The sequence below is a fragment of the Halolamina salina genome (assembly GCF_042678005.1).
Taxonomy (GTDB): domain Archaea; phylum Halobacteriota; class Halobacteria; order Halobacteriales; family Haloferacaceae; genus Halolamina; species Halolamina salina.
This window is the reverse complement of record NZ_JBHUDH010000254.1, coordinates 1-21815: the sequence shown is the minus strand read 5'-3', so window position 1 is coordinate 21815 and position 21815 is coordinate 1. Positions and strand designations below refer to the sequence as shown.

General features: G+C 59.6%; 16 protein-coding genes, 1 tRNA gene and 1 pseudogene. 5 read left to right on the top strand and 13 right to left on the bottom strand.

The genetic code is table 11. The features are described from left to right. Nucleotides 1-61: 61 nt before the first annotated feature. Nucleotides 62-271 (top strand): hypothetical protein, encoded by a 210-nt coding sequence (locus ACFR9S_RS15555; RefSeq protein ID WP_379730398.1) that lies wholly within the window; start codon nt 62-64, stop codon nt 269-271. On the opposite strand, the gene ACFR9S_RS15550 is transcribed toward ACFR9S_RS15555, so the two are convergent. From ACFR9S_RS15550 to ACFR9S_RS15500, 11 genes are all read right to left on the bottom strand, one after another. After that, nucleotides 268-2346, bottom strand: coding sequence for a RecQ family ATP-dependent DNA helicase (locus ACFR9S_RS15550; RefSeq protein WP_379730366.1), 2079 nt, complete (start codon nt 2344-2346; stop codon nt 268-270). The two genes, ACFR9S_RS15555 and ACFR9S_RS15550, sit on opposite strands and share 4 nt — an antisense overlap. Before the next feature lie 155 nt (nt 2347-2501). Continuing rightward, the gene (locus ACFR9S_RS15545; RefSeq protein ID WP_379730365.1) at nt 2502-4160 is read right to left on the bottom strand and encodes an ATP-binding protein; all 1659 of its coding nucleotides are present in this window, start codon (nt 4158-4160) and stop codon (nt 2502-2504) included. Beyond that, entirely contained in the window at nt 4157-4834 is a 678-nt protein-coding gene (locus tag ACFR9S_RS15540) for a hypothetical protein (RefSeq protein ID WP_379730364.1), read from the bottom strand. Before ACFR9S_RS15540 ends, ACFR9S_RS15545 begins: the two co-directional genes overlap by 4 nt. 34 nt (nt 4835-4868) lie before the next feature. Continuing rightward, nucleotides 4869-6101, bottom strand: a complete 1233-nt coding sequence (locus ACFR9S_RS15535; protein ID WP_379730363.1) for a DNA double-strand break repair nuclease NurA — start codon at nt 6099-6101, stop codon at nt 4869-4871. After that, entirely contained in the window at nt 6101-8824 is a 2724-nt protein-coding gene (locus tag ACFR9S_RS15530; RefSeq protein ID WP_379730362.1) for an AAA family ATPase, read from the bottom strand. The genes ACFR9S_RS15535 and ACFR9S_RS15530 overlap by 1 nt, the downstream gene beginning before the upstream one ends. Then, nucleotides 8821-10224, bottom strand: coding sequence for a metallophosphoesterase family protein (locus ACFR9S_RS15525; RefSeq protein WP_379730361.1), 1404 nt, complete (start codon nt 10222-10224; stop codon nt 8821-8823). Before ACFR9S_RS15525 ends, ACFR9S_RS15530 begins: the two co-directional genes overlap by 4 nt. A gap of 235 nt (nt 10225-10459) precedes the next feature. Next, nucleotides 10460-12553 carry a minichromosome maintenance protein MCM gene (locus ACFR9S_RS15520; protein WP_379730360.1) on the bottom strand — a complete coding sequence of 698 codons (2094 nt, stop codon included), beginning with the start codon at nt 12551-12553 and terminating at the stop codon, nt 10460-10462. A gap of 117 nt (nt 12554-12670) precedes the next feature. Further along, complete coding sequence (locus tag ACFR9S_RS15515; RefSeq protein ID WP_379730359.1) at nt 12671-15106, bottom strand: DEAD/DEAH box helicase; 2436 nt, start codon at nt 15104-15106, stop codon at nt 12671-12673. A 2-nt stretch (nt 15107-15108) separates the two neighbouring features. Further along, nucleotides 15109-16548: a ribonuclease H-like domain-containing protein gene (locus ACFR9S_RS15510; RefSeq protein WP_379730358.1), complete on the bottom strand. Its 1440-nt coding sequence runs from the start codon at nt 16546-16548 to the stop codon at nt 15109-15111. Between the two features lie 98 nt (nt 16549-16646). Beyond that, on the bottom strand, nt 16647-17489 hold the full coding sequence (locus tag ACFR9S_RS15505; protein WP_379730357.1) for a hypothetical protein: 843 nt from the start codon (nt 17487-17489) through the stop codon (nt 16647-16649). Between the two features lie 158 nt (nt 17490-17647). Next, nucleotides 17648-18565 (bottom strand): hypothetical protein, encoded by a 918-nt coding sequence (locus ACFR9S_RS15500; protein WP_379730356.1) that lies wholly within the window; start codon nt 18563-18565, stop codon nt 17648-17650. A 616-nt stretch (nt 18566-19181) separates the two neighbouring features. Between ACFR9S_RS15500 and ACFR9S_RS15495 the strand changes: the two genes are divergently transcribed. Together ACFR9S_RS15495 and ACFR9S_RS15490 are read left to right on the top strand one after the other, a co-directional pair. Further along, complete coding sequence (locus tag ACFR9S_RS15495; RefSeq protein WP_379730355.1) at nt 19182-19484, top strand: hypothetical protein; 303 nt, start codon at nt 19182-19184, stop codon at nt 19482-19484. A gap of 81 nt (nt 19485-19565) precedes the next feature. After that, entirely contained in the window at nt 19566-19904 is a 339-nt protein-coding gene (locus ACFR9S_RS15490; RefSeq protein WP_379730354.1) for a TraB/GumN family protein, read from the top strand. 225 nt (nt 19905-20129) lie between these two features. On the opposite strand, the gene ACFR9S_RS15485 is transcribed toward ACFR9S_RS15490, so the two are convergent. Then, nucleotides 20130-20204: transfer RNA gene (locus ACFR9S_RS15485), tRNA-Arg, on the bottom strand. Nucleotides 20205-20416: 212 nt separating this feature from the next. On the opposite strand from ACFR9S_RS15485, the gene ACFR9S_RS15480 reads away from it, so the two are divergent. Next, entirely contained in the window at nt 20417-21025 is a 609-nt protein-coding gene (locus tag ACFR9S_RS15480) for an RAD55 family ATPase (RefSeq protein ID WP_379730353.1), read from the top strand. A 38-nt stretch (nt 21026-21063) separates the two neighbouring features. Further along, the gene (locus ACFR9S_RS15475; protein WP_379730352.1) at nt 21064-21492 is read left to right on the top strand and encodes a CoA-binding protein; all 429 of its coding nucleotides are present in this window, start codon (nt 21064-21066) and stop codon (nt 21490-21492) included. Nucleotides 21493-21499: 7 nt separating this feature from the next. On the opposite strand, the pseudogene ACFR9S_RS15470 reads toward ACFR9S_RS15475, so the two are convergent. Further along, a pseudogene (locus ACFR9S_RS15470) lies at nt 21500-21815 on the bottom strand (phosphomannomutase); the annotation flags it as partial.

The following is a 21815-nucleotide window of genomic DNA, read 5'->3' as shown; positions in this document are numbered from 1 at the left end:
TACGTCATTTCCGTGCCAAGCTGATTAAACCGGGGGTATCAGGTAATCAGGAGAAACCATGATGCGTTCCGGCACGTTGTTCACGTCGGACGAACGCAGCAAAGAACCGACGTGCGGGACGTACGACGCCTGTGCGTTCCGGCTGCAAGCGTTCCAAAACATCGGCGCCGAGGACCCGATCGAGTACGCTGAGCGGCCGGGCTATACCTCAGAAGAAAAACCTGCGCCGACACGCTGGTACTTCGGAAACAATAGTCAAAACCTCGGCTAGAGGGACATTTCGACTTCTGCTAAGGCGAACGGGTGGACTGTTCCGCTCCCGTCGTCTCTGAGTACCATGCTTGCTTCAGTGAGTGTCCAGCGGGAGTCGACGATGTCGTCGATCAACAGTACGGGTTCGGACATCACGGGCCCATTCGTATCCATACTTCCATCGATGTTCCACCGTTTCTGATACGAATTGGCGAGTTCGTGTTGCGGCTGTATTTCTTCGGTCTGTTCGAGAATGTTCAGGTACGGGAGTCCCAGTTCGTCTGCGATTCGGTCGGCGAGTGACGATACTTGGTCGCTGTTCTCTCGTGTTGGGATGGCTGTCACCCACTCAGGTGCGGGAGATGGATCCCACGTTTTGATCTGTTCGACGGCTGCGTCGACGAGGTTATCGTCGTACTGATCACTGCCGCGCTGTGCTTTGACGCGTGCCCCCCAGCCGGGGTCGCCGTACGTACACAGTACACGCCCGTCTTCGGGTTTCCGGCTCTCGGAGATTTTCGACCGGCCGTTTTCCTCGGGCATGTAGTAGCGTGCGGATATTTCGCTGGCTGCTTCCTCGCGGTAATGCTCGACTGCGTCGTCTACGAGATCGTGGTTCTGCACTGATCGGGGGACGAAATCCCCTGCACAGTTAGCGCACTGTCCGCAGTTAGTGTCGAGTGACCCGTCTAACTCGTCGTCGATGAATCGGGTCAGGCACTCGTCGGTGGCGACGAACTCTTGAATTCGTTCGAGTTCGTCCCAGCGGTGCTGGGTGACGGATTCGATTCGGTCGTGGTCGTACGACCAGTCTTTGCTCGTCCGTTCAAACCCGTTTTCACCCTTGATGATCGCGTTCTCGACCCGGAGAATGTTCAGGCAGGTTGTCGCTGCCTTCCACGCGACATCCACTCGCTTCAAGAGTTCGTACTTGTAGAGTTGCTCGTCACTATTTTCGAGCGTAGTGAGAACGGCGTGGAAGTCTTCCGGGTCCGGGAAGGCGTTCTCGATGAAGTACTTCGCAATACGGTCGTCCTCGTCGCCGCTCAACAGGACGGCGTAGGATTCATCGAGGTCACGTCCGGCCCGGCCGATTTCTTGGTAATACCGGATCAGGTTCGGGGGGCGCTGGTAGTGAATCACCCACCCGAGATCGGGTTTGTTGAACCCCATGCCGAGTGCGTTCGTCGCAACGAGCGCATCGACGTCGTTGTCCATCAGTCGGGCTTCCAGCGCTTGGCGTCGGTCACCGTCCATCCCGCCGTGATACGGTTCGACGTCGTACCCGGTGTTCTGCAGCCACGCGGCGACGGTTTCGACCTCACCGGTCGTCAAGCAGTAGATGATTCCGGCATGCTCGAAGCCGCCGATATTCTCTGCTACCCACGCCATGCGTTCGGCCCGCGAGTCGAGTTCGATCGTTTGAATGTGGAGTGAGTCGCGGACGAGTTCACCGCGGATCGTGTGGAGGTTTGGGACTTGGTCGGTGATGTCGTCGACGACGCGGTCGTTCGCTGTTGCGGTCGTGGCTGCGACGGGGATGTGGTCCGGGAAGTTCTGTAGGATCCGTCGAATCCGCCGGTAATCAGGGCGGAAGTCGTGCCCCCAATCGGAGATGCAGTGGGCTTCGTCGACGACGAGGAGCCCGAACTCGTCGTCCATTTCGAGGAGAATATTCTCTCGGAACTCCGTGTTCGCCAGGCGTTCAGGCGAGATCAGGAGGATGTCGCATTCCCCGTTGACGACTGCTTCTCTCGCCTCGTCCCAGTCCTCCGTGTTGTTGGAGTTGATCGTCCACGCGTTGAGTCCGAGTTGGTTCTCTGCGTCCTGGATTTGGTTCCGCATAAGGGACAAGAGGGGGCTCACGATGAGCGTCGGTCCCGCGCCCTGCTCTCGGAGCAGCTTCGTGGCGATAAAGTAGACGGTGCTTTTCCCCCACCCAGTCCGCTGGACTAACAGAAGTCGTTGGTTGCGATCGACAAGCCGGTTGATCGCCTCCCATTGTTGCGGCCGGAACTCGGCGTCAGGACTGATGCTCCGTTCAAGTAATGCTTGGGCCCTCGATTTGAGATCGTCGCCCGTCCCGGTACCCATCGATACCTGTGTAGTCTCGATGTCTCATCATATACTTGGTGTTCGATTGAATTCGGGCTAGTGGTTTCGACAGCCTCTGGTAACTTCTCTAATTCCCGAATCCTAGTGGATTCGTTGGTCGATCCAGATAGACTGTAGAATCTTGTCTATCTCGCTTAGAGGAGTGTGTCGTCAACCTCTTCGTCGTCGTCGTAAGCATTCGTAACACCCCGCCGCTGTTCTTCTTTGTGTTCGCTCCAACTGTCCCGCCACTCCTGCGTCACGGGGAGGCTTTCTGCTCCATGTTGGGTGTGGCGTTCTCGTATCCGAGTCAGTACGGGCGTGTTCATTGCGTCGCCGGCGATGACGGCTTGGCCGGGTGTTAGTCCGGGGAGTTCGTCGAGGACGTCTTCGCCGGCGCTTTCGACGGATTGCCGGATTGCTTGCTGGTCGTTCGGGTTCTGGATTTGCATGATGATTTGCGTGCCGCACTGGGAGAGGACGTCGGCGTCGAGTTTGGATGGGCGTTGGGAGATTATGCCGACGCCGAACCCAAATTTCCGGCCTTCGGAGAGGATTGTTCGGAGGATGCTGAGTGATCGCGCATTGCCGTCGGGTGCGAATCGATGGCCTTCTTCGAGGAGTGTGAACAGGGGGAAGTCGAGTCGGTCGTCGTCGCCGCGCATCGCGTCTTCGCGGGCTTCGTAGAGTTTCCGGAGGAGTGCGGCGGCGAGCATCTGCTGGTCTTCTTTTGACAATCGGTTCAGTTTGAGGACGGTGACTTGCCCTGGGGCAACGAAGTCGGTCAGTTCGTCGCGGGCAGCCCGGACGAACAAGTCACGGTCGAGCGCCCGATGAAGTCGCCATTCAAGCGCATTTGCTGTATCGCTGTTCTCACCGTCGACTTCGTAGCATTCAGTGACGATGTCGTGGACGCTGATGTCGTTGCTCTCCTCTTGGAGGTTCCGCCAGGCGTCGTGCAGGACGTACTTCATCTTGTCACTCGGGCTGTCGAGCAACGCGAGTAAGTCGCCGTAGTTGAGGTCGGGGATGGCGATGTTGATCTCGTCTGGTTGAATGATGTTGACTTCGGGTGTGTAGTCGTCGTCGCGGAATACTGACGCGTGCTCGTCTTGCCGCATGTCCGGGAGGGTGTCGTACTCGCCGTGCGGGTCGAAGATGAGCATCGCTGCCCGTGACTGTGGGCGCATCATTTCTTCGATGATGACGCTCGCCGTGTACGATTTCCCGCTCCCCGTCGAGGCGAGGATGGCGAGGTGGGTTGAGGAGAATGCGTCGACTGGGAGGTAAACGTTCGCGTCGCCGGCGGGGCGGTTGAGTAGCCACCCGGCGTGGGCGATACCGCTGTTGCTCTCCCAGTCGACGTTCGGTAGGACGGCTTCAAGGAACTCGTCGGCTGCGAGGTAGACTCTTGACCCGGGGGCGGGGAGTGAGCGAGGGTTTGCAAACGTCTCCAAGTCGGCGTCGAAGTACCCGATGATCCGGGCGGTCACTCGATCGATTTCGATGTCGCCACTGGGAATGCCGAGTGCGCCGGCGATCGCCTCTGGTTCGACGGCCGGGTCAGCGAGGAAGTCACCGGGAAGGCCACGTTCCTGTTCCGTGTTCGTGACGCGAGCGAGGATGTCGCGTTGGTCGCCCTCCACGACGGTGTCGGACACGATGAATTCGCCTGTCCGGACGTCGATGTCGTTCGGGGCGATGAACTGGAACTCGTCGGCGGAGTCGCCGGGCTTCTCGACGGTCCCGATGACAGTTTCGGACGCAGCGGTGACGTCCCGTCCTTCGGGTGGCGTGGGGACGTTGTCGGTCATCGGAGGACCCCTCTGTCGGCGTTCGCTTCCCAGCGGACTTTCTGTTCAATGACGTCAAGCATGTTTTCGTCTGCTGGCGTGTCGGTCCTGAGTCGATCGATTAGGGAAAGTGTCACTTCGGCCCCGAAGCGGTCAGCAGTCGAGATGAGTCGGTCGTAGTACTGCACGTGAAGCGCGTCGTTGGGGAAGTGGAACTGCCTGAACCCTTCGGGCGAGAGTTTGGAGATCGGGTCGTCGATGTCGAGGGTCCATCGCGGCATCGCTTGTTCGACGGCTGTGAAGTCGTGCCCGTCCCCATTGGGGGACGGTGAGAGTTGGGCGAAGCCGAGGAATGCGACGCCCAGCAGCGTTCGCTTCTCGTCGACGTACCCCGGCACGAACATTTCTTGGTCGGGGTTTGAGAGGCGTGGGCCTTCGCGTCCTTGGTCAGGATCGACGAGTTGTGAGTCGTACACGACGCCGACGACGGCATACTCGTCACCGCGGACTGTGGTCGTACTGTACACTGGCTGGCCGAACTCGTAGTCTTGTTTCTCCGGCGGCCGTTCGCGTTCGCGTTCCCGGTACACTTCGACGACGTAGTCCATTTGCGACCGGGACTGTGCGACGGTGCCGAGTGTAAGGTCGTGCTCTGTGAGTGCTGGGTCTTCGGGAGGCGGGGTGTTTTGGGTCATGGTTGGTGTTGGGTGAGGCGGTTGGATTGGCTGTTCAGCGGCGGCGGCGTTCTTTGCTCAGGTTCTTGGCGTTCCACTCGATCGGCAGGTCTTCTTCCTCGGCGAAGTTCTGGACAAGGGCGAGGAACCGTCGCTTCGCGCCGGTGTCGAGCACGGCGTTCGCGTCCGCTTGCTGGACGATCTCCGGGTAACCACGGCCGACGCCGGCCTCTGCGCGGACGACGTCGAACACGTATTCGAGAAGATCGTCGCGAAGTACCCACCCGGGGAACTCGAGGTAGTCCATTGCGTCCCCGTCGGGGATGTCGAGGTAGCCGAACAGGACGTCAGTCCCAAACTCGTACTCGTCGCCGCGGTACCGGCACTGCATGGCGTCGACGGTTCCGTCTTGTCGGTGGATGAAGGCTTGGGAGCGGTCGCCCCAGTTGTCTGTGAATCCTTCGAGGATGCGGGAGTCTGCGACGAACGGTTCATCCCCGAGTCGGTCGCGGTACGTTCGCCGAAGGAGTTTCGCGATGTTCGTCCGGCTGCTCCCAGCTGAGTACCCGACGACGGGAACGCCGTGGTGTTCGCTTGCGGCGAGAACTCGGGCCATTGTCCGCCGGTAGTAGTCGTCGCGTACGTCTGGCGAGTACGTGTTGGCGAACGTCGGGACAAGCGGGCCGTCGTAAATGACGACTGGCGGAGGATCGCAGGTGGAGAACTGTTCGATGCAGTCGATGACTGTTTGTCCTTCGTCGCGGTAGCGTTCGTGCCCTGGTGCTCGCCCGTCCGGGTACCTGATACCGTCCTCGTCATCGGATTTCTCGGTGACGGCATTCGGTCCCAGGATGCGTGTGTTGAGGCCTTCCTCGTAGTCGCCGTCCTCGTGATGATGATTCGCGTTCCACGCGACTTGTACAAGTCCGAGTGGAACCGTGAATTCGTCTGTCGGTCCGAGTTCTGACCCGTCAGCGGCGATTGTCGTTACGCCCTCCAGCACGTTTTTTCCGTACTCGTTCACCGCTTCGTGATTGTCCCACGCGGCGGATTCGTCGAACGTGATGATGGGTGAGTCGGCGTCGTCCCACTCGGTGGTTGGCAACGCGCCCGGATACCGATCAGGGCCGAGTACAGCTCGAAGCGGGGACGCGCTGTGTTCGTCAAGCGCGTCGCGGAGGGCTTCCCGATACTGTTCGACTGTTTCTTCCTCGTCTTCAGCGAACTCTCGGATCTCCGCTGCGTGGTCGCGAAGGTCGTTGAGGACTGCCTCCGGGTAGAACGGCATTACTCCGACACCACCCGCGTCACTTCCCGATCTTCGTCTTTTTCGAGTTCGATGGTTCGTTCGGTCATCGATTCGAACGTCCGGTCGTGGCTGACAACGAGGAGTTGGTTGAGTTGGTCGAGGTCATCCAACTGGCTCACGAGGTTCTGTTTCTTCTGCCGGTCGAGGTTCGCGGTGGGCTCGTCAAGGAACGCCACGCCGACGGACGCCAGTTGTTCGAGGATTGCGAGCCGGACGGACAGCGCGGCGGCCATCTTTTCGCCGCCAGAGAGCGTGTCGAAGGGCTTGTTCTGCCCGCGGACGCGAACCCGCAGGTTGTACGTCTTGTCCCAGACGAGCGTCTCCGTCGGGTTGCCGCGGAGCTGCTGGAAGATGCCGTTCGCGCGGTCGCCGATCTCGCTGGTGATGAGGTCGCGCAGGTCTTCAGCACCCTGCTGGAGGCTGTTGCGCGCCCACCGAGCAAACTCCTGGTCGCGCTCTAACTCGGTGACTTCGTCTTCGAGACCTTGCTTGCGCTCCTGCTTCTCTTCGAGTTCCGCGAGTTCATCTCGAGCCTCTTCGAGGTCCTCCTGCGCATCGTCGAGTTTCTGTTCCGTTTTGGCGTGTTGCGTGTTCAATTCCCCGAGCTCTTCCTGGACCTCGTTGGGCCGTTCGGCGTCGAACTCATCCTGAAGTGACTCGACGCGATCCTCAACGTCGTCGCGTTCCGATTTCAGTTCCTCGAGTTCCTCCTGTTCGTCTTCAACTTCCTGCCGGCGGTCGGGGAGCTCCTCCGCCTTGTCCACGTTCTTGACGTACTTCGTGTGGGCGTCCTCGGTCTCATCGATGACCTCTTTAACGCGGTCGATCTCGTCGTCGAGCCCTTCGTACTCCGCTAAGTCGTCCCGGAGTTCGCGGTACTCGACGCGTTTCTCACCCAGCTCGTCCCGAGTGTCGCGGAGTTTCCCCGGGACGTCGTCCGCGCTTTCGACCGTGGCCTTCGCCGTGTGGTAGTCATCGACGACGCCTTCGAGGTTGTCCAGTTCGTCTCGCTTTTCCGGCAGTGCTGCGACTTCGTCCTCGAGTTCGTCTTGCTCGTCTCGGAGGTCCTGTTTCTCCTCGCGGAGGTCGTCGATCTCTCCTTCGACACGTTCGAGTTTGTCTTCCAACCGCGGGATTTCATCGACCTCTTCCTTAGCGTCTTCTGCCGACTCGATTTCCTCCTCAATCTGTTCGCGTTCGTCCGCTACCTCGGGGAATTCTTCCTCGGTGATTTCCTCGATACGGGCCTCGTTTCGCTCGATGACCTTCTCGCGGTGGTCGGGAGTGACCGGCCGGTCACACGTCGGACAGGACACTTCCGACTCCTCGTCCAGGTCGAGCCCGCGGAGTTCCTGATTCTGGTCGTGGAGATCCTCTCTCTCGTTCTCCAGCGTCTGCTTTCGAGCGATGAGGTCTTGCCGCTCGTCTTGGAGGTCAGAAAGCCGGTCGGCTTCCTCGCGCTTCGCCTCGGCGTCTTCTATCTCCGCTTCGATTCCGTCAGCTTCCTCTTCTAGTTCCTCTATCTCGTCGTCTATTTCTTCTAGCCTCTCGTCTATCTCCTCGATTCGGACCTTGTCGTCTTCGAGGTCGCTGATCTGCTCCTCGAGTGATTCGTACCGCTCTTTCTTGGGTTCCAGTTCCTCGACCGTCCCCTGTGCCTCCCTCGCCTCTCGTAAGTCCTGCTTGTGGCGACTGATCTGGTCTTTCAGACGGTCGATCTGACCCCCGACGTCGGAAAGATAGTCTTCCAGTTGGTCACGCTCGTCGCGTTTCTCCTCGAGATCGTCGAGCCGATCCTGCGCGTCCTCGTGGCGCTGGTAGTCGTCCTGGACGTCCTCGATGATCTCCTTCGCTTCTTTCGCCTCCTCACGCTGTTCCTCCGCGTTTTCGAGAGCATTCCGCTGTGCGGGGATCTTCGTCTCTTCGAGAGACTCCAGTTCCTGTCTGGCCTCCTGGAGACTGTTCTCGAGTTCTTCTAACTCCTCTTTCTCTTCCTCGAATTCCTCGATCTCTTCGGTGAGCGACTGGAGTTCCTGCTCCAGTTCTTCGACGGCTTCCTCGTGCTCCTCTACTTCGTCCTTTACCTCGGGAAGATCCTCGAGCTTGGCTTCGAGTCGCGTAATCTCCTCTTCGAGTTCGTTGATGTCGTCCTCGAACTCGTCCTCCAGCCCGCTCAGCGACTTGTAGGCTTCCCGATACCGCTCGATGTCGAAAAGCGGGTCGAACGTGTCGATGCGGTCCTTCTCGGTCTTCGTGAAGTCCGAGAGGAAGTCCGTCTGGGGGACGCCGACGCTCCGCTCCCACGCCTCGGACAGGTCGTCCGGATCATCGATACCCAATTGGTTGCAGATCCAGTCTTTGACCTCGCTGTTCGTGTCCAACCCCAGGTTGTCGCCGTTCTCGTCCAAGACGTCGTACTTCGACCGCCCCGCCCAGCGGCGAACGGTATACGTCTCCCCCGTCGCTCGGTTCGTGAACGTGACCTCGACGTGTCCGGAACTCTCGCCGTCGCGGACCAACCGATCCTGATTTCGGAAGGGATGGGTATCGAAGAGGGCGTAGCCGACACCCTCCTGAATGGTGCTCTTTCCAGATCCGTTGTCGCCGAGGATGGCCGTCACGCCGTTCCCCAGGTCGATCGTCGTCTCGTCGCCGTAGCTCTTGAAGTTCTCCAGTGTGACTTGATCAATGACGATGCTCATTCGGAACTCACCTCGTTCGTCGCTTCGTTTGCATCCCCTGTGTCGGCTGTTTCACCTGGCCCATCAGGGAAGAGCTCTCGGCGCCGCTCTCTGAGGTAATCCGCGACTTCAGAGACGTTCTGCTCGTCTTCGTTGACCAAATCCTCTACCTGGTCTAACGTTGCGGCGACCTCTTCTGCTTCCCCGCTGTATCTGGACTCGCCGGCGATCGTCGTGAACACTTTCTCCTGCAGGGCATCCGTGTTGACGGTTCCGTCCGGATTGAATGCCTCATCGCGTTCGAGATCACCGAGTAGCTCTTGGACTGCTTTCCGCTCAGTGTGGTTCGTCGGTTGGACGTACAGTGCATCCAACTCTTCTTCGGCGAGGTCGGTGAGTGTCTCGACGTCGAATGTGGTGTGGTCGAGTAGCAGCGTGCCGTCGAAGCGGACGTTGATGATCGGCTCCCGCCGGTTCCCTCGAGCATCAACATGAATGTCGCGCTGACAAACGTCCTCGACGTCTGGCTGTGCGTTTTCCAGTTCCGTTTCGAAGTCGGTGCGGAGGTCTTCGAACGTCCGGTACCCTGAAACGTCGAAATTCAGCGTATAATACGGACGACGCTTGGAGAGGTGATGATCGGCGGCATCCGACACGGTGTCGTAGATGTAGTAGCCGTGGCTGTCCTCCCAGCGGCCTTCTTGGATGTCAAAGGCTTCGAGGCTACCGGGATTTCGAGCTCCCGTCCCGCTTTCAAACTGTTTGTGGATGTGGCCGAGGGCGATGTAATCGACGAGATCTTCGAGGTCGGTGAGGGCTGCTCGCGCGACGTTCGCCCCCAAGTCGGGGACAGCGTCATCGATGCCGAAGTGAGCGAGGAGAACCGTTGTGTCCGGTTCGTCTTCGCTCTGGTTTACTGCTCGGATGCCGTCCACGACGTTCGGAAGGTCTCGCTCGATGTACGCGCCTCGGTATTGAAGGCCGAAGCAACGAACGAGCTCGTCGTCGCGTTCGAGATCTACGTAGCCGCCACCGCCCTGCCGCGGATCAGTCACATCAGTCGGTGCGAACGTCGCTCGGTCGTCGGCCAGTTCCGCCGACAGGAGTGTTATCAGACCCTTATTGTTCAGGTATTCCAGCCACGTCAGGTCTCGTCGCCGACTCATGTTCTCGTCGTGATTGCCGGGCGAGACGATAACAGGCTGTGAGACCGTTTCGAGTACCTTTTCGGTCTGCTGTAGCGTCTGCGGACGGATATCCCGAGAATCGAAGAGATCACCCGGAATCAGAATCGCGTCCGTCTCGCGTTCACGTGCTTGTGACAAGAAATGCTGGAACGATAAGCGAGCGTCCGTTGCCCGTTGCTTGAGTCCATACTGATGATGGCCAAGATGGATATCGGCCGCGTGTGCCAAGCGCATAGTTCAGAACCCCCCAGCTGATGATGCTTTGCCGATCAGACGATAACTCGTCGCTGATGTAGTCTCGCCACGCATGCTTTCGATAACCATAGTATAGGAAACAGAACTGTTAAAAGTAGCTACACCGCGGTGAAAGTAATAACTCACGAGGATGCGTTTCAGGTATAAATGCGTGTAGCTGGGTCCAGTAGCCCTCGATAGGTAACCGTGACCACTCGCGAAGGTACGATTGTGCCTATGTTGTCCGAAGGTGATCTTCGACAGGTTCGTACAACTCTCCTTTATTTCGGAGGCTTTCGATCTCTCTCTGAACTTTATCGACGCTCATACCGACTTCCCCAGCACGATCAAACACTTCCTCGATAGGCGCTCCTGCGTCGTATTCCTCCTCAATGTCACCGATTAGCGCTTTTACACTCTTGATCCGGTCTCGTTGAGACTTACTCGCTCCCGTCTCAACCACTTCTGCATCGAACTCTCCCGCGTCAGGATCGACGCCGATATCTTCCAACGTTGAGCGAACGATTTCGATGACGCGCTCGGCGTCCCGCTCTTCAACGGTATCGGATAACCGCATCCGTGCCGAGGCCTCGGCAAGCCGAACTAATCCTTCTAGCTTCCGCGCGCTTACCGGCACGGGGGCATCTTCGTCGGCTCCTTTTGCTCGCATGTCGACGTAGAACTCTTCGATTGCCTCCTTCGCTGCTTCAGACATCGTTGGGTAGACGTTACGTTTGGCGTAGGCGATGTACTTCCGCAGTAACTCGGCGTCGATGGCTGGGGTCACTGCTTCGATGCTCTCGGCGGCTGAGTCAGGGACTTCACCGTTCTGCCAGTTCTCTTGTTGGGCGGTTATCTCGCCGGCTTGGTTGGTCGTAAGCACATGCTCGGCTAACTCGCTGTCGTGTTCCGGGTCGGGCTGGTCGGTGAACGTGAAGATCAGGTCGAACCGGGAGATGAGTCCTGGCATGAGGTCGATCTGCTTGCCGATTGGTTCGTACTGGTCGAACCGCCCGTACTTCGGGTTCGCTGTTGCCAGTACGGACGCTTCAGCCGGTAGTGTTTCCGTGACACTGGCTTTGCTCATGTTCAGGACCTGCTGTGCCATCGGTCCCTCCAATGCGATCTGTGCGTCTTCAGGCAGCCCGTCGAGGTGGTCGATACACGCGAGTCCGTGGTCGGCGAGGACGATGGCTCCGGCTTGGAGTTCCCACGGGTCGGATTCGCCGCTTGAGGGTGTCGCGGCGGCAGTGATCCCGACCTTTGTTGACTGGGCTCCGTTGACGTTGACGGAGCGCGGTGCGAGGTTTGACGCTGCTTTCAGGAGTGTCGTCTTTGCCGTGGCGGGGTCGCCGATGAACAGGAGGTGAATGTCGCCGCGGATTAGTGAGTCGTCGGGGAGTCGTTTTGTGACGCCGCCGAAGAGCTGCATCGCAAGCGCTTGCTTTCCTTGGTCGTAGCCGTAGACGGTTGGGGCGATGGATTGACTGATCTTCTCGATGACGTCGGGATCGTTTGAGAGTTCGACGATCGCGGCGATGTCCTCGTCGGTGATAGTGAGATGCGGGTACTCGGCTGCGTCTGCTGTCGAGACGACGTCGATGAATTTGTCGTGGATCGTGGCGTCGTAGTAGTTGTTGCTGTCGCTGATTCGTGTGAGAATGCCGGTTATCGAGGCTGTCTCACCGGGTGTGAGTTCGTCGACGAGGTCATCGGCGAGGTGGATGACGATTGATTCGCGGTTGAGTTCGTCGCCGTCTCCTGGTGTTCGTTCGAGGATCCGTGCTCGCTGGAAATCTTTGATCTCGGATTGGTCGTCGTGGATCTCGAATGGGCCTTGTCGTTCACAGCCTTGGCACTCGTGTGGTTCTTTCTCTCCGAAAGCCGGTTGCGGTATGTAGGTCATCGTCCCACAGCGCTGGCACTCGAACGCGGCTTCGACGACGCGGCTCTTGATTCGGGAGGTTGATTCGACGGTTCCAGAGATGCGGATGAGGTCGTTAAGATCATCGCTGCGAATGTCGGTGAGTCTCCGCTCGTGTTCTGTCGGGAGGCTATGTAGTCGGACGTGGACGTCGTGGAGGCTCACGTCTGCTGAGAGGGTGTACTGGCGGAGTGCTTCCTCAGCGTACTCTCGCATTCGCGCTGGTTTCGCTTGGTAGTCTTCAGCGAGATCACGGTCAAAGGTGAAGAGGTCGGTGTAGGAAATGTAGAGTGAGCGTCGGTCGTTCGGGTATGCGTCAGCGAGTTCCTCAATCTCGTCTTCGTAGAAGTGCTGGTAGAATTGAGTGAACCGTTCTGTGAGTTCCTGTGTTTCCTTGGGGGGCATGGTTCGAACGAGAACTGCTGCACAAATAAACAGTCTCCTCGAAGAGAGTGTCACTACTCCCGATGGCTCTTGAGGGGCTGCCTATTTGACCGAGAAGGCGAATCCGGGGTTGTAAACTCAGTTGGATGTGGTTGTTTCGACTTGGTTGATCGCTTTTCGGAGGAGACTCACGGCGGCTGGTCGGTGGAGTGGTTCGTTTTGGTTCCCGCATTGGTTGCTCATCAGGCAGGCGGGGCAGCCGACATCACGCCCGCAGTCACAATCGTCGATCCGGTCAAGGGTTCGCTGTGCGACTGCTTGGAAGTTTTCGTAGATGCTGTGGGCGAATCCGATGCCGCCTTCGACGGCGTCGTGGATGAACCATACGGGGGATTCGACCTCTGGGTGGTGAAGGGTAGATAGTCCGCCCATGTCGCTGTTGTCTAATCGGAGTTCGAGGGGGGCCATTTTGATCATGCCGTGTTCGCCGCCGTGAAGGCCGCCGGTCATCGTGTACTCTTCTTCGCCCAGCGATGCGAACTCAGATTTCTCAGTCGGCTGAATGTAGGAATCGGCTGGGATTTCTCGAAGGACTTGGGTGATCGCTTGGTCGGGGAACGCAATCCACATGAGTTGCGTTCGGATTGAGATCGGGTCCAGGTCGATGGGGACGAGCGGTTCGACGACTTCGCCGGTGTGAATGTTGATGACGTTGTAGGCGCTGTAGTTGATGTGCACGGTCCCCATGCCGGCACAGAGCTGGTACCCGTTTCCGAGGTCGTACGAGCGGTCGACTTCTAGGTCGGTGATTTGCTTATCGTGGATTGCTTGCGTGTAGTTCGGGGAGTGGGACTTTTTGACGGTCACGTGCGGGCGGATGCGGTCTTCAACGACGTCTTGCACCTCGTACTGAACACCATCGTGGAGGATTAGCGCGCCGGGGTAGAACTCGCGGTAGACCCGTTCTTTGTCGAGGGGTTCCATGTCGATGTCGCCGTCTTCCTGCCGGACTTCGTACTGTTCGTCCGTGGTGGCGTACATCGAAATGTCGCTTTGGGGCCGGGCGGACCCGTTGTACTGCGCTCCGCGGTCCAAATCACCGACCATCTGCCCAGCCGCCTGCCACATGTCGATGGCCTGGGCGAGCCGGTCTTCGGACCCGAACCACTCCGCATCGGCTTCTGTGAGTGGGTGTTCGGAGGCAGCACAGAGCACGTGCTTGGCGTAGACGGGGTTGTTTGAGAGGTCGACGACGGCATCCTCGACGTTTTCTTCGAGGACGTACGCCGGGTTGTTCAGGATGTACTGGTCGATCGCGTCGGATTGCGGGACGAATACGGAGAGGGAGTCGGTGGTGCCGCGGCCGGCGCGGCCGATTCGTTGCCAGAAGGATTGACGGGTGCCAGGGTACCCGGCGAGTACGGTGGCGTCCATCGATCCGATGTCGATTCCGAGTTCTAAGGCGCTCGTTGAGATGACACCGTCGAGATCGCCGCTGCTCAGTTTGTTCTCGATGGCGCGGCGTTTCTGTTTGCTGAGGCCGGCGTGGTACGGGTCGATGTCGACATAGTTACTGTCTGGATGGTCCCGGGCAGCCTCGATCGCGCGTTTCACACCGATTTCTGTGCCTTGGCGTGAGTCGGTGAACATCAGTGTCTGCACGTCGTTTTTAGCGAGGTGGACGAGGGCGCCTGCGGCTTCGTCGTCGGCGTTCCGACGCATCGACGGGAGGATTTCGTCCTCTTCTAACGCATCGACGGGCCCGTCTGTTTCTTGAAGCGGTGGCTCCCAGAACGCGATTTCCCGGCGGCCGTGCGGGCTGCCGTCGTCGTCGATGACCTGAAAATCGGTCCCAGTCAGGAGCTCGGAGTGTTCGCGGGGGTTCCCGATGGTGGCTGTTGAGCAGACGAGCTGTGGGTCGGAGCCGTAGTGGTCGAGGAGTCGTCGGAGTCGCCGGATGACCCATGCGACGTGCATTCCGTGAACGCCGGTGTACGTGTGGCACTCGTCGACGGCGACGAGTTCGCAGTTCTGGAAGACGTCCCGCCACTTCATGTGGGACTCCAAGTACTGGTTCATCCCGGCGAAATTGGAGATGACGACGTCGACGCGGTCCCTGATGAGTTTCTTCCGGTCGTCTTTCGTATCACCGTCGTACGTCTCGGCGAGGGCGTCGATGCCGAGTTGATCGAACAGGTCGTTAATCGCTCGTTCCTGATCTGAACTCAGTGCTTTCGTTGGGTACAGGAATAAGGCGCGGGCGTCCGGGTCCTGCAGTTTCCGAAGGCAGAAGTACAGCGTGTAAATCCACGTTTTCCCGGAGGATGTGGACGTGGAGACGGTGACGTTGTTGCCGGCCTGTAACTCCTGGATCGCCGCGGCCTGATGACTGTAGAGGTCGTGTTCGAGTGAGGCTGCGAGCGTCTCGGGGAGCACGTCGGTGGCGGGGACTCGGTCTGCCTCTCTCGGTGGGTCTGTGATCGTGTCGACGAGTTGGCCTTCGTACTCGGGGAACGTTTCTTCGAGCGTGTCGGTGTTCAGGACCGTGTCGAGTGAAGGGGTGGTGTTGCTCATTGTTAGAAGTCGTCGAGTGTTCCTTGGGACGTGCTGTCTTCGGTTGTTGAGGTGGATCCGCGGCTGCTGGTCGTCAGTCGCTGCGTTGCTGTTTCGACCTGGTCATAGATGTGGGCGAGTGCACGAACGTCGTCCTCGCAGTACCGTTTGTGTCGCTCCCAATCCAGCTCGGTGGCGGGGCACGGATTCGCAGCGTATCGTTGGAATAGCCGGCCGACTTCAGCGCCCGTGAGCCCGGTGTCGAGTGGGTCCCAGCCGAGTGCTGGCGCGACGTCGTCGAGTTTGTTCGTTAACCCGGGGAGGAGTGCGTTGTTCTGTCTAACTGCCCAGTCGTACAGGTCGAATCGGTGTGTGCTGTCCCAGAAGTCGAAGTATTGGGGGCAGTGCTCGACGATGTGTTCCTCGATGACCGGGAAATCGAAGTCCCACCCGTTGTAGGCGACGATCGGCCGGTTGGCACCGTGTTCGGACAGCCAGGAGAGGAATGCTTCGAGCGCCGCTGCTGGCTTCGCCGGGTCGGTCTCAATGAACGGCATATACCGGTCGTCTTGTGACGGGAGGTAGACGCCGATGAGCCAGATGACCGTTGGGTTGAGGCCATCCGTCTCGATGTCGATGAAGATCGGGTCGTTCGCGGGAAGGCTTGCTCCCGGTGCTTTCCGGATCTCGCCGTGTTCGATGACTTGTGCGGATTCGATTGCTGTTCTGGCTGTTTTCTGCCCGAACTTCGAGAGCTGGGAGATTTCGTGTACTGAGGCTGATGCGAGGTCCTGTCGGGATTGAATGCCGGCGTCCCTGAGCGTCGCGGCGCGTGCCCGGCCGACCTGGTCGACGGCTTGAAGCCCGAAGTTCCCCAGTTCTCTCGTCCTTTCCCCGACGACACCATCGTCCTGTAGTTCGAAGTGTGCGACGCCTGCGCCGCTGGCTCCTTGCTGTTTGTTTGCCCCGGGCATTACGCCTTGAACATCGATGCCGTCCCACTCTGCGCGGTACTTCGGGTTCGCTTCGATAGTGAGGTGCGTGAACGCGTCAACGGCATCGTGCTCGTCGAACGGGGCTCGGTACTCTGCGAGGCCGTCGAGATGGGCTTCCAAGTCGATTAGATCGACGGAGACGCTCAACTGATCGGAGAGGATATAGCACTCCGGGCGATCCTCGGGCGCACCAGTTTGTGTTAACTGGATGGTTTCCTCCAGTTCGGCCGGTGTCGAGGCCCAGACTATCCGCGTATCGTCATCGCACGCGATCTGAGTGGCCCGGCCACGGGCAAGCGGTTGGGTCATCACCTCCACGGAATCCGGGAGCGTGTCTTGGAGAAACGGTTCGTGGACCTGGTCCGGGGTGAAGACGATCTCAGAGTCGAAGTAGTGGACGATGTCTTTGAGTTGGGTTCTTCCACACCGTTCGATCGTCGTCCCGGGGAGGACCGTGAGACCGATCATGGACTACCTCCAGTTACTGCTGGTCGGAGTGTTGGCTCCGGTGCTTGCCTTCGACTGTGCAGTATTCGGCCGATCGGCGTGTGTGCATTCATGAGTGGTCACCCGCGGTGGTCCCCGTCTACGAGGGCTAAGTCACACTGTGCGCGGAAGCGACAGCTTGCACATTGCTTCCAGTGATTCGCACCGTCAGGGTCATCGCCACCGTCTCGCCAGAACGCTGCGTACGCCCGGAGTTGCTTCCCGCGTTCACTGTCCCGTTCGTACGTGATCGGATGGCGGCGAATGTTCGGATGCAGTGAGGAGTCTTCGTCGAGTTGGACGGTGATGTCGTCACCGTCTTCGGCGGCGAGCAGAAGCTGTGCTCTGCTCACTTCGACGGCGTCGAACTTCGACTGCGGGTACTTGAGGTACCGAACCGAAAGGTCTGAGACGTCGAACCCGATCCGGTCCAGCAAGTTACCGTGACACCACAGCAGGAACTCCTCGTTTGGGAAGAGTCGTTCCGTGTACGGGTCTTTGGTGACGCCGCGAACGAGCGTCAGTTGGGATGGTTGACTCTCGGTGAACCGGAGAAACATCGGGCGGCCCACCAGTACCATGTTCACGAGTTCGTGTGCGAATGGGGGGTAGATCAGCGACACATCCCCTGACTGGATCTCATCCCATACGTCCTCAAGCGTATACTCGTCATCGGTTGCGGCCGTTGTTTCGGCGAGTTCGCTGTGTTGTTCGCGGCCTCGAACGAGCCGCTCCGGGAGTGACTCTTCATCCCAGCCCTGGTCACGTTGGAACTGTGCTTTCTGCTCACAGTAGTGCTGTGTCTCGAGCATGCTGAGCGGGAGGATCCGCTCTGGATCGGCGTCCGACAGCGAGTCGAACAGGGATAACTGGTCTTGGGCGATCTGCGAGGGCGCTGGTTTGTGGCCCGTGCTCCCAGCCATGTCACATCATAGACTCGCATATACCATAGGGTTCCTCATTTCACGAAATCCGCCGCCGTATAGCGATAATGGTAATCATATTGACTGTTTATTTAAGTAGTAGTGAAGCCACAGGAGTGCAGGCTACTCAGTTGCTTATCCGCAAATTCTCAGCGTCGCTATTGTTCTCGTTCCGCTTCCAGACTTGCTTCGACTTCCTCAGTTTGCTCCCCGAAGATCGCGTCGAACTCTCCCGGCTCGTCGTCAATGAACGTCGCGAGCGCGTCGAAGGACGTGATTTCGTATTCGAATGCGAGGTAGTCCGCGGTCGCGGGCCCGATGTGCTGTATTGCTTGTAAGTCGTCGGTGAATTCGAGCTGGTTGTCCACCAACCATTCGTGTGCGTTTTCGAGTGCTGCCTCTGGATCGAGTTCATCCGCATCGCTCACCGATGGGGACCAGCCTTTCCGGTACCACGAATGCCGGTGGTCATCAGGTGCGTTCGTCGTGATCGTTGTTGTCCCGTCAGGTGTCGGTGTGGCCGTCAATCGGAAGCCGCCAGTGGATTCCCAGCGGATGCGGCTCGAACTGTTGGCCGTCAACTCCCACCCGTGGAATTCGTCTTGCGGGTCAAGGCCGGCTAATCGACCGCCGCTCGTGAATGCGTCGCCGGTGGAGAATCCACCGACGTGGTTCGCTGCGACCGATTGGATGATGTCACGGTCGACACCCGTGTCTCGTTCAATGTCGACGGCGTCGGCTGTACCGAGGAGGTCGTCGACGCTCGTGTACCCAGCGTCTGCGAGTGCGACGAGGCAAGTCCGGTTGAGTTCGGTCTCAGCGTGGAGTGTGTCGCCGATCTTCCCGGCTTGGCAGTATTCGAGGTACTGCGCTGCTTCGTCGCTGGCGATGCGGATCGGGACTGGGCCAGCCTTGGCAGTGGTTGTTTCTGTATCGACAAAATCTGACAGTGAGTACGGAGAGGCTCCGAGTGGTTCCCACGTGTCGTCGTCTTCGTCGTACACCTCGAGATCGTGACCAGGAGCAAAGTACCGGGGTTGCTGGTCGTGTGCGAAGGTGAGCAGGGTTCTGTTCACGGGCGAGTGATGGAAGCGTGATACGAAAAACGTAGGGGCTCAGGTACTGACCGGCCGTCAAACTGCTCGGCAGCGAGGACGCGTTCAGTATCATCGAAACACAGGCCGAAGCGTTTGAGACTAGCCGCATTGATGCTGGTGAGGCAAGTTGCGTCGCGGCGACGCGAACCCGGGACACATCGTTTCTTGTCACCGACGACTATCGAGCGCTCCCCGAGCTTCAAGAATTGGTGGACGCCGATGTCATGTTGTCCCCTATCGTGCTCCGAGCGCTTGTCAATCGAGGGACGTGGTCCGAACAACGAGCGCAAACCGCCTTTGAGAAGATCCCAGAGGGACATGACTGGCTCGGTGCGCCGATCTATCGGTACGCACGACAGCTCTTCGAAGATTGACGGTCGGTCTCTCTTCGTCGAACAGTGGGCAACACCTGTTGACTCGGTCGAGAGTTGTTGAGATTTGGCGCGGCAACTTTGCAATTTTTTAAGTGGATTCTCGACTGTCGCCCGTATGAAGCAGTTCCGACATGTGAATGCACGACTCGTGAAAGTACGGCTCACCGGGGGTGTTTTCCACCAAGCAGGCTGTTCAACTGCCTCCCAGGGGGTGGACGGCGATGCCTGAGGACCGGCGACCTATCGACGCGACCGGGATCACGAACAGCGACACGGCTGGACGCGTCGGCGGCATCCACGTGCTGGGAGTCCTGCACAGTACTCCACTTGCGATCGCTCGGGTAACCGGGGCGATCACGCGGTACGGGCCTGATGTCGTCGCCGTCGAAGCGTGTGCCGACGCGATCCAGCAGTACCACCCGGATGTGCAGGACGCGCGGCGGCCACCTCGTGACGAAGTCGAGGCTGCGGCGTACATCACGGACCGTTGGTACGACCTGCTACTCGCCGGGATCGACACATGAGAGTACGAGAGCACGGCGGACTTCGCGGAAATCGACGCCGAGGCGTTTACCGAACTCGGGTACCTTGACTCGCCGGAGGAGTTGACGCGCTCTACGTACCGCGAACTGAATCTTCCGGCGATTCGCCGGTGGCGCGAGATAACGGAACAACGCGTCCCGGATCAGTTCCAGACCGTGATTGCTGACCGCGACGCCGTGATGGCGGGTCACCTGCACGCGCTCGCGGAGCAAGACGAGGGTGAAACGATCGTCGCCGCAGTCGGCGTCCAACATCTGACTGGGGTGCTCGATCTGCTGCGCGATCCGGCGAGTATCCCTGATGACCTCATCGAGAACCCGCCGGTGGTCGATTATCAGTTGTTCCCGCGGGACTCGCCGTACTCTAGCGCCTCATCAACACAGCCGGGCGGGATTCGATAAGCTTCGCGGCGGAACCGATCTTCGACCTCGTTTGACGACCGCGAGTAGGCGCAGATCGACTGCCACCCAAGTATTATGTGTCCTGAGTGATATTCAAATGTAGGCGAATCGCATGACACCGGCGACCCCCGTTCCGGAGCGTGATGAAATCAACACGGCCGCGGAGGGGTTACTTTATAAGGGTCGTACCGCCGTCTGCCAAATGTTGATCGTCACGCAGAAGGATGGGCGCTGCAGGATTTGAACCCGCGACAGCTTGGTCCGAAGCCAAGTACTCTGTCCAGGCTGAGCTAAGCGCCCGACACGCCTTCGTACTGCAGACCCACAGTTAAGTCACTCGGTTCGGAACGGCAGTTCGCCCGCCGGCGTCGGCGTCGTCGGCGCCCCCGATCATCCACCAATCACAAAGAATAATAACGCCTCAGGGCATCGTCTAACCATCCGATGACTCCTGGGCAGATTGGGTACCGCGTCACCGTAGGATCTACCCGCTGTCCGCTCTCCGCCGCCTAATGTACGATCTCCAGCCACATCTCGACGCGACCGTTGAGCCCGGGACCAACATCCTGTTCACGGGACCGCCGCTCTCGGGCAAGCGGGCGCTCTGTCTCGATCTGTTGGCTGCGGGCACCGAGAACGGCGAGGGGTCGATCATCGTCACCACCAAAGACAGCGGCGACGTGATGCTCGAACGCTTCGCCGAGCGGACGAGCTACGAGAGCCGGCCGGTCGCCGTCGTCGACTGCGTGACGAAACAGCAGGGTGACGACGTGCCCGAGCGAAACCGGGTCAAGTACGCCTCATCGCCCGTTGACATGACCGGCATCGGGATCCAGCTCTCGGAGTTCCTGCAGGCGTTCTACCAGGACCGGAACATCACCAACAACCGCGTGATGCTCCACTCGCTGACGACGCTGCTGATGTACTCGGACCTCCAGACCGTGTTCCGCTTCCTCCACGTGTTCACCGGCCGCGTCCAGAGCGTCGACGGCCTCGGACTCTACTGCATCGACGAGACGGCCCACGACCAGCAGACGCTCAACACGCTCAAACAGCTGTTCGACGGCGTCGTCGAAATACGCGAGGACGAGGAGCCGGTGATCCACCTCGCGGACGCCTGAGCCGACCACCTATCACCGTGGAGCCACAACCGACAGCCATGCCCATCACCGACGACGACGGCCTGCGCGAACTGCTCGACGCCGACACCATCGCGGTCGTCGGCTGCTCCACGACCGAGGGGAAGGCCGCCCACGACGTCCCGAACTACCTCCAGCAGCACGGCTACCGGATCGTCCCGATCAACCCCTACGCCGACGAGATCCTCGGCGAGCGGGCGTACGACTCCCTCGCCGACGTGGACGAGGAGATCGACCTCGTCGACGTGTTCCGGCCCAGCGAGGAGACGCCGGGCGTCGTCGAGGACGTGATCGACCGCCACGAGAGCCGGGGCGACGCCGACGCGGTGTGGCTCCAACTGGGAATCGAGAACGACGAAGCCGCCGAACTGGCCGAGGAGGCGGGCCTCGACTTCGTGCAGGACCGCTGCATCAAGATCGAGCACGACCGACTGATCGCGTCAGCGTAGAGCCGGGCTACTCTGCTTCGGCGATCGCGTCCTCGACGACCGTCCGCGCCGCCTCCGACAGCGTCTCCACGTCCTCGCTCTCCGCGTAGATCCGGAGGTACGGCTCGGTCCCGCTCGGTCGCACGAGTACCCACGACGCGTCCGGGAGCTCCAGTCGGACGCCGTACTCGTCGTCGACAGTCGCCTCCGGGAACCGCTCCGGCAGCGTCTCCGCGAGGCGAGCCATCGCGTCGACCTTGGCGTCGTCGGCACACGGGACGCTCACCTTCCTGTACGGGCGCTCGGGGATCGGCTCGCGGCGCTCCGCGAGCGGGATCTCCGCG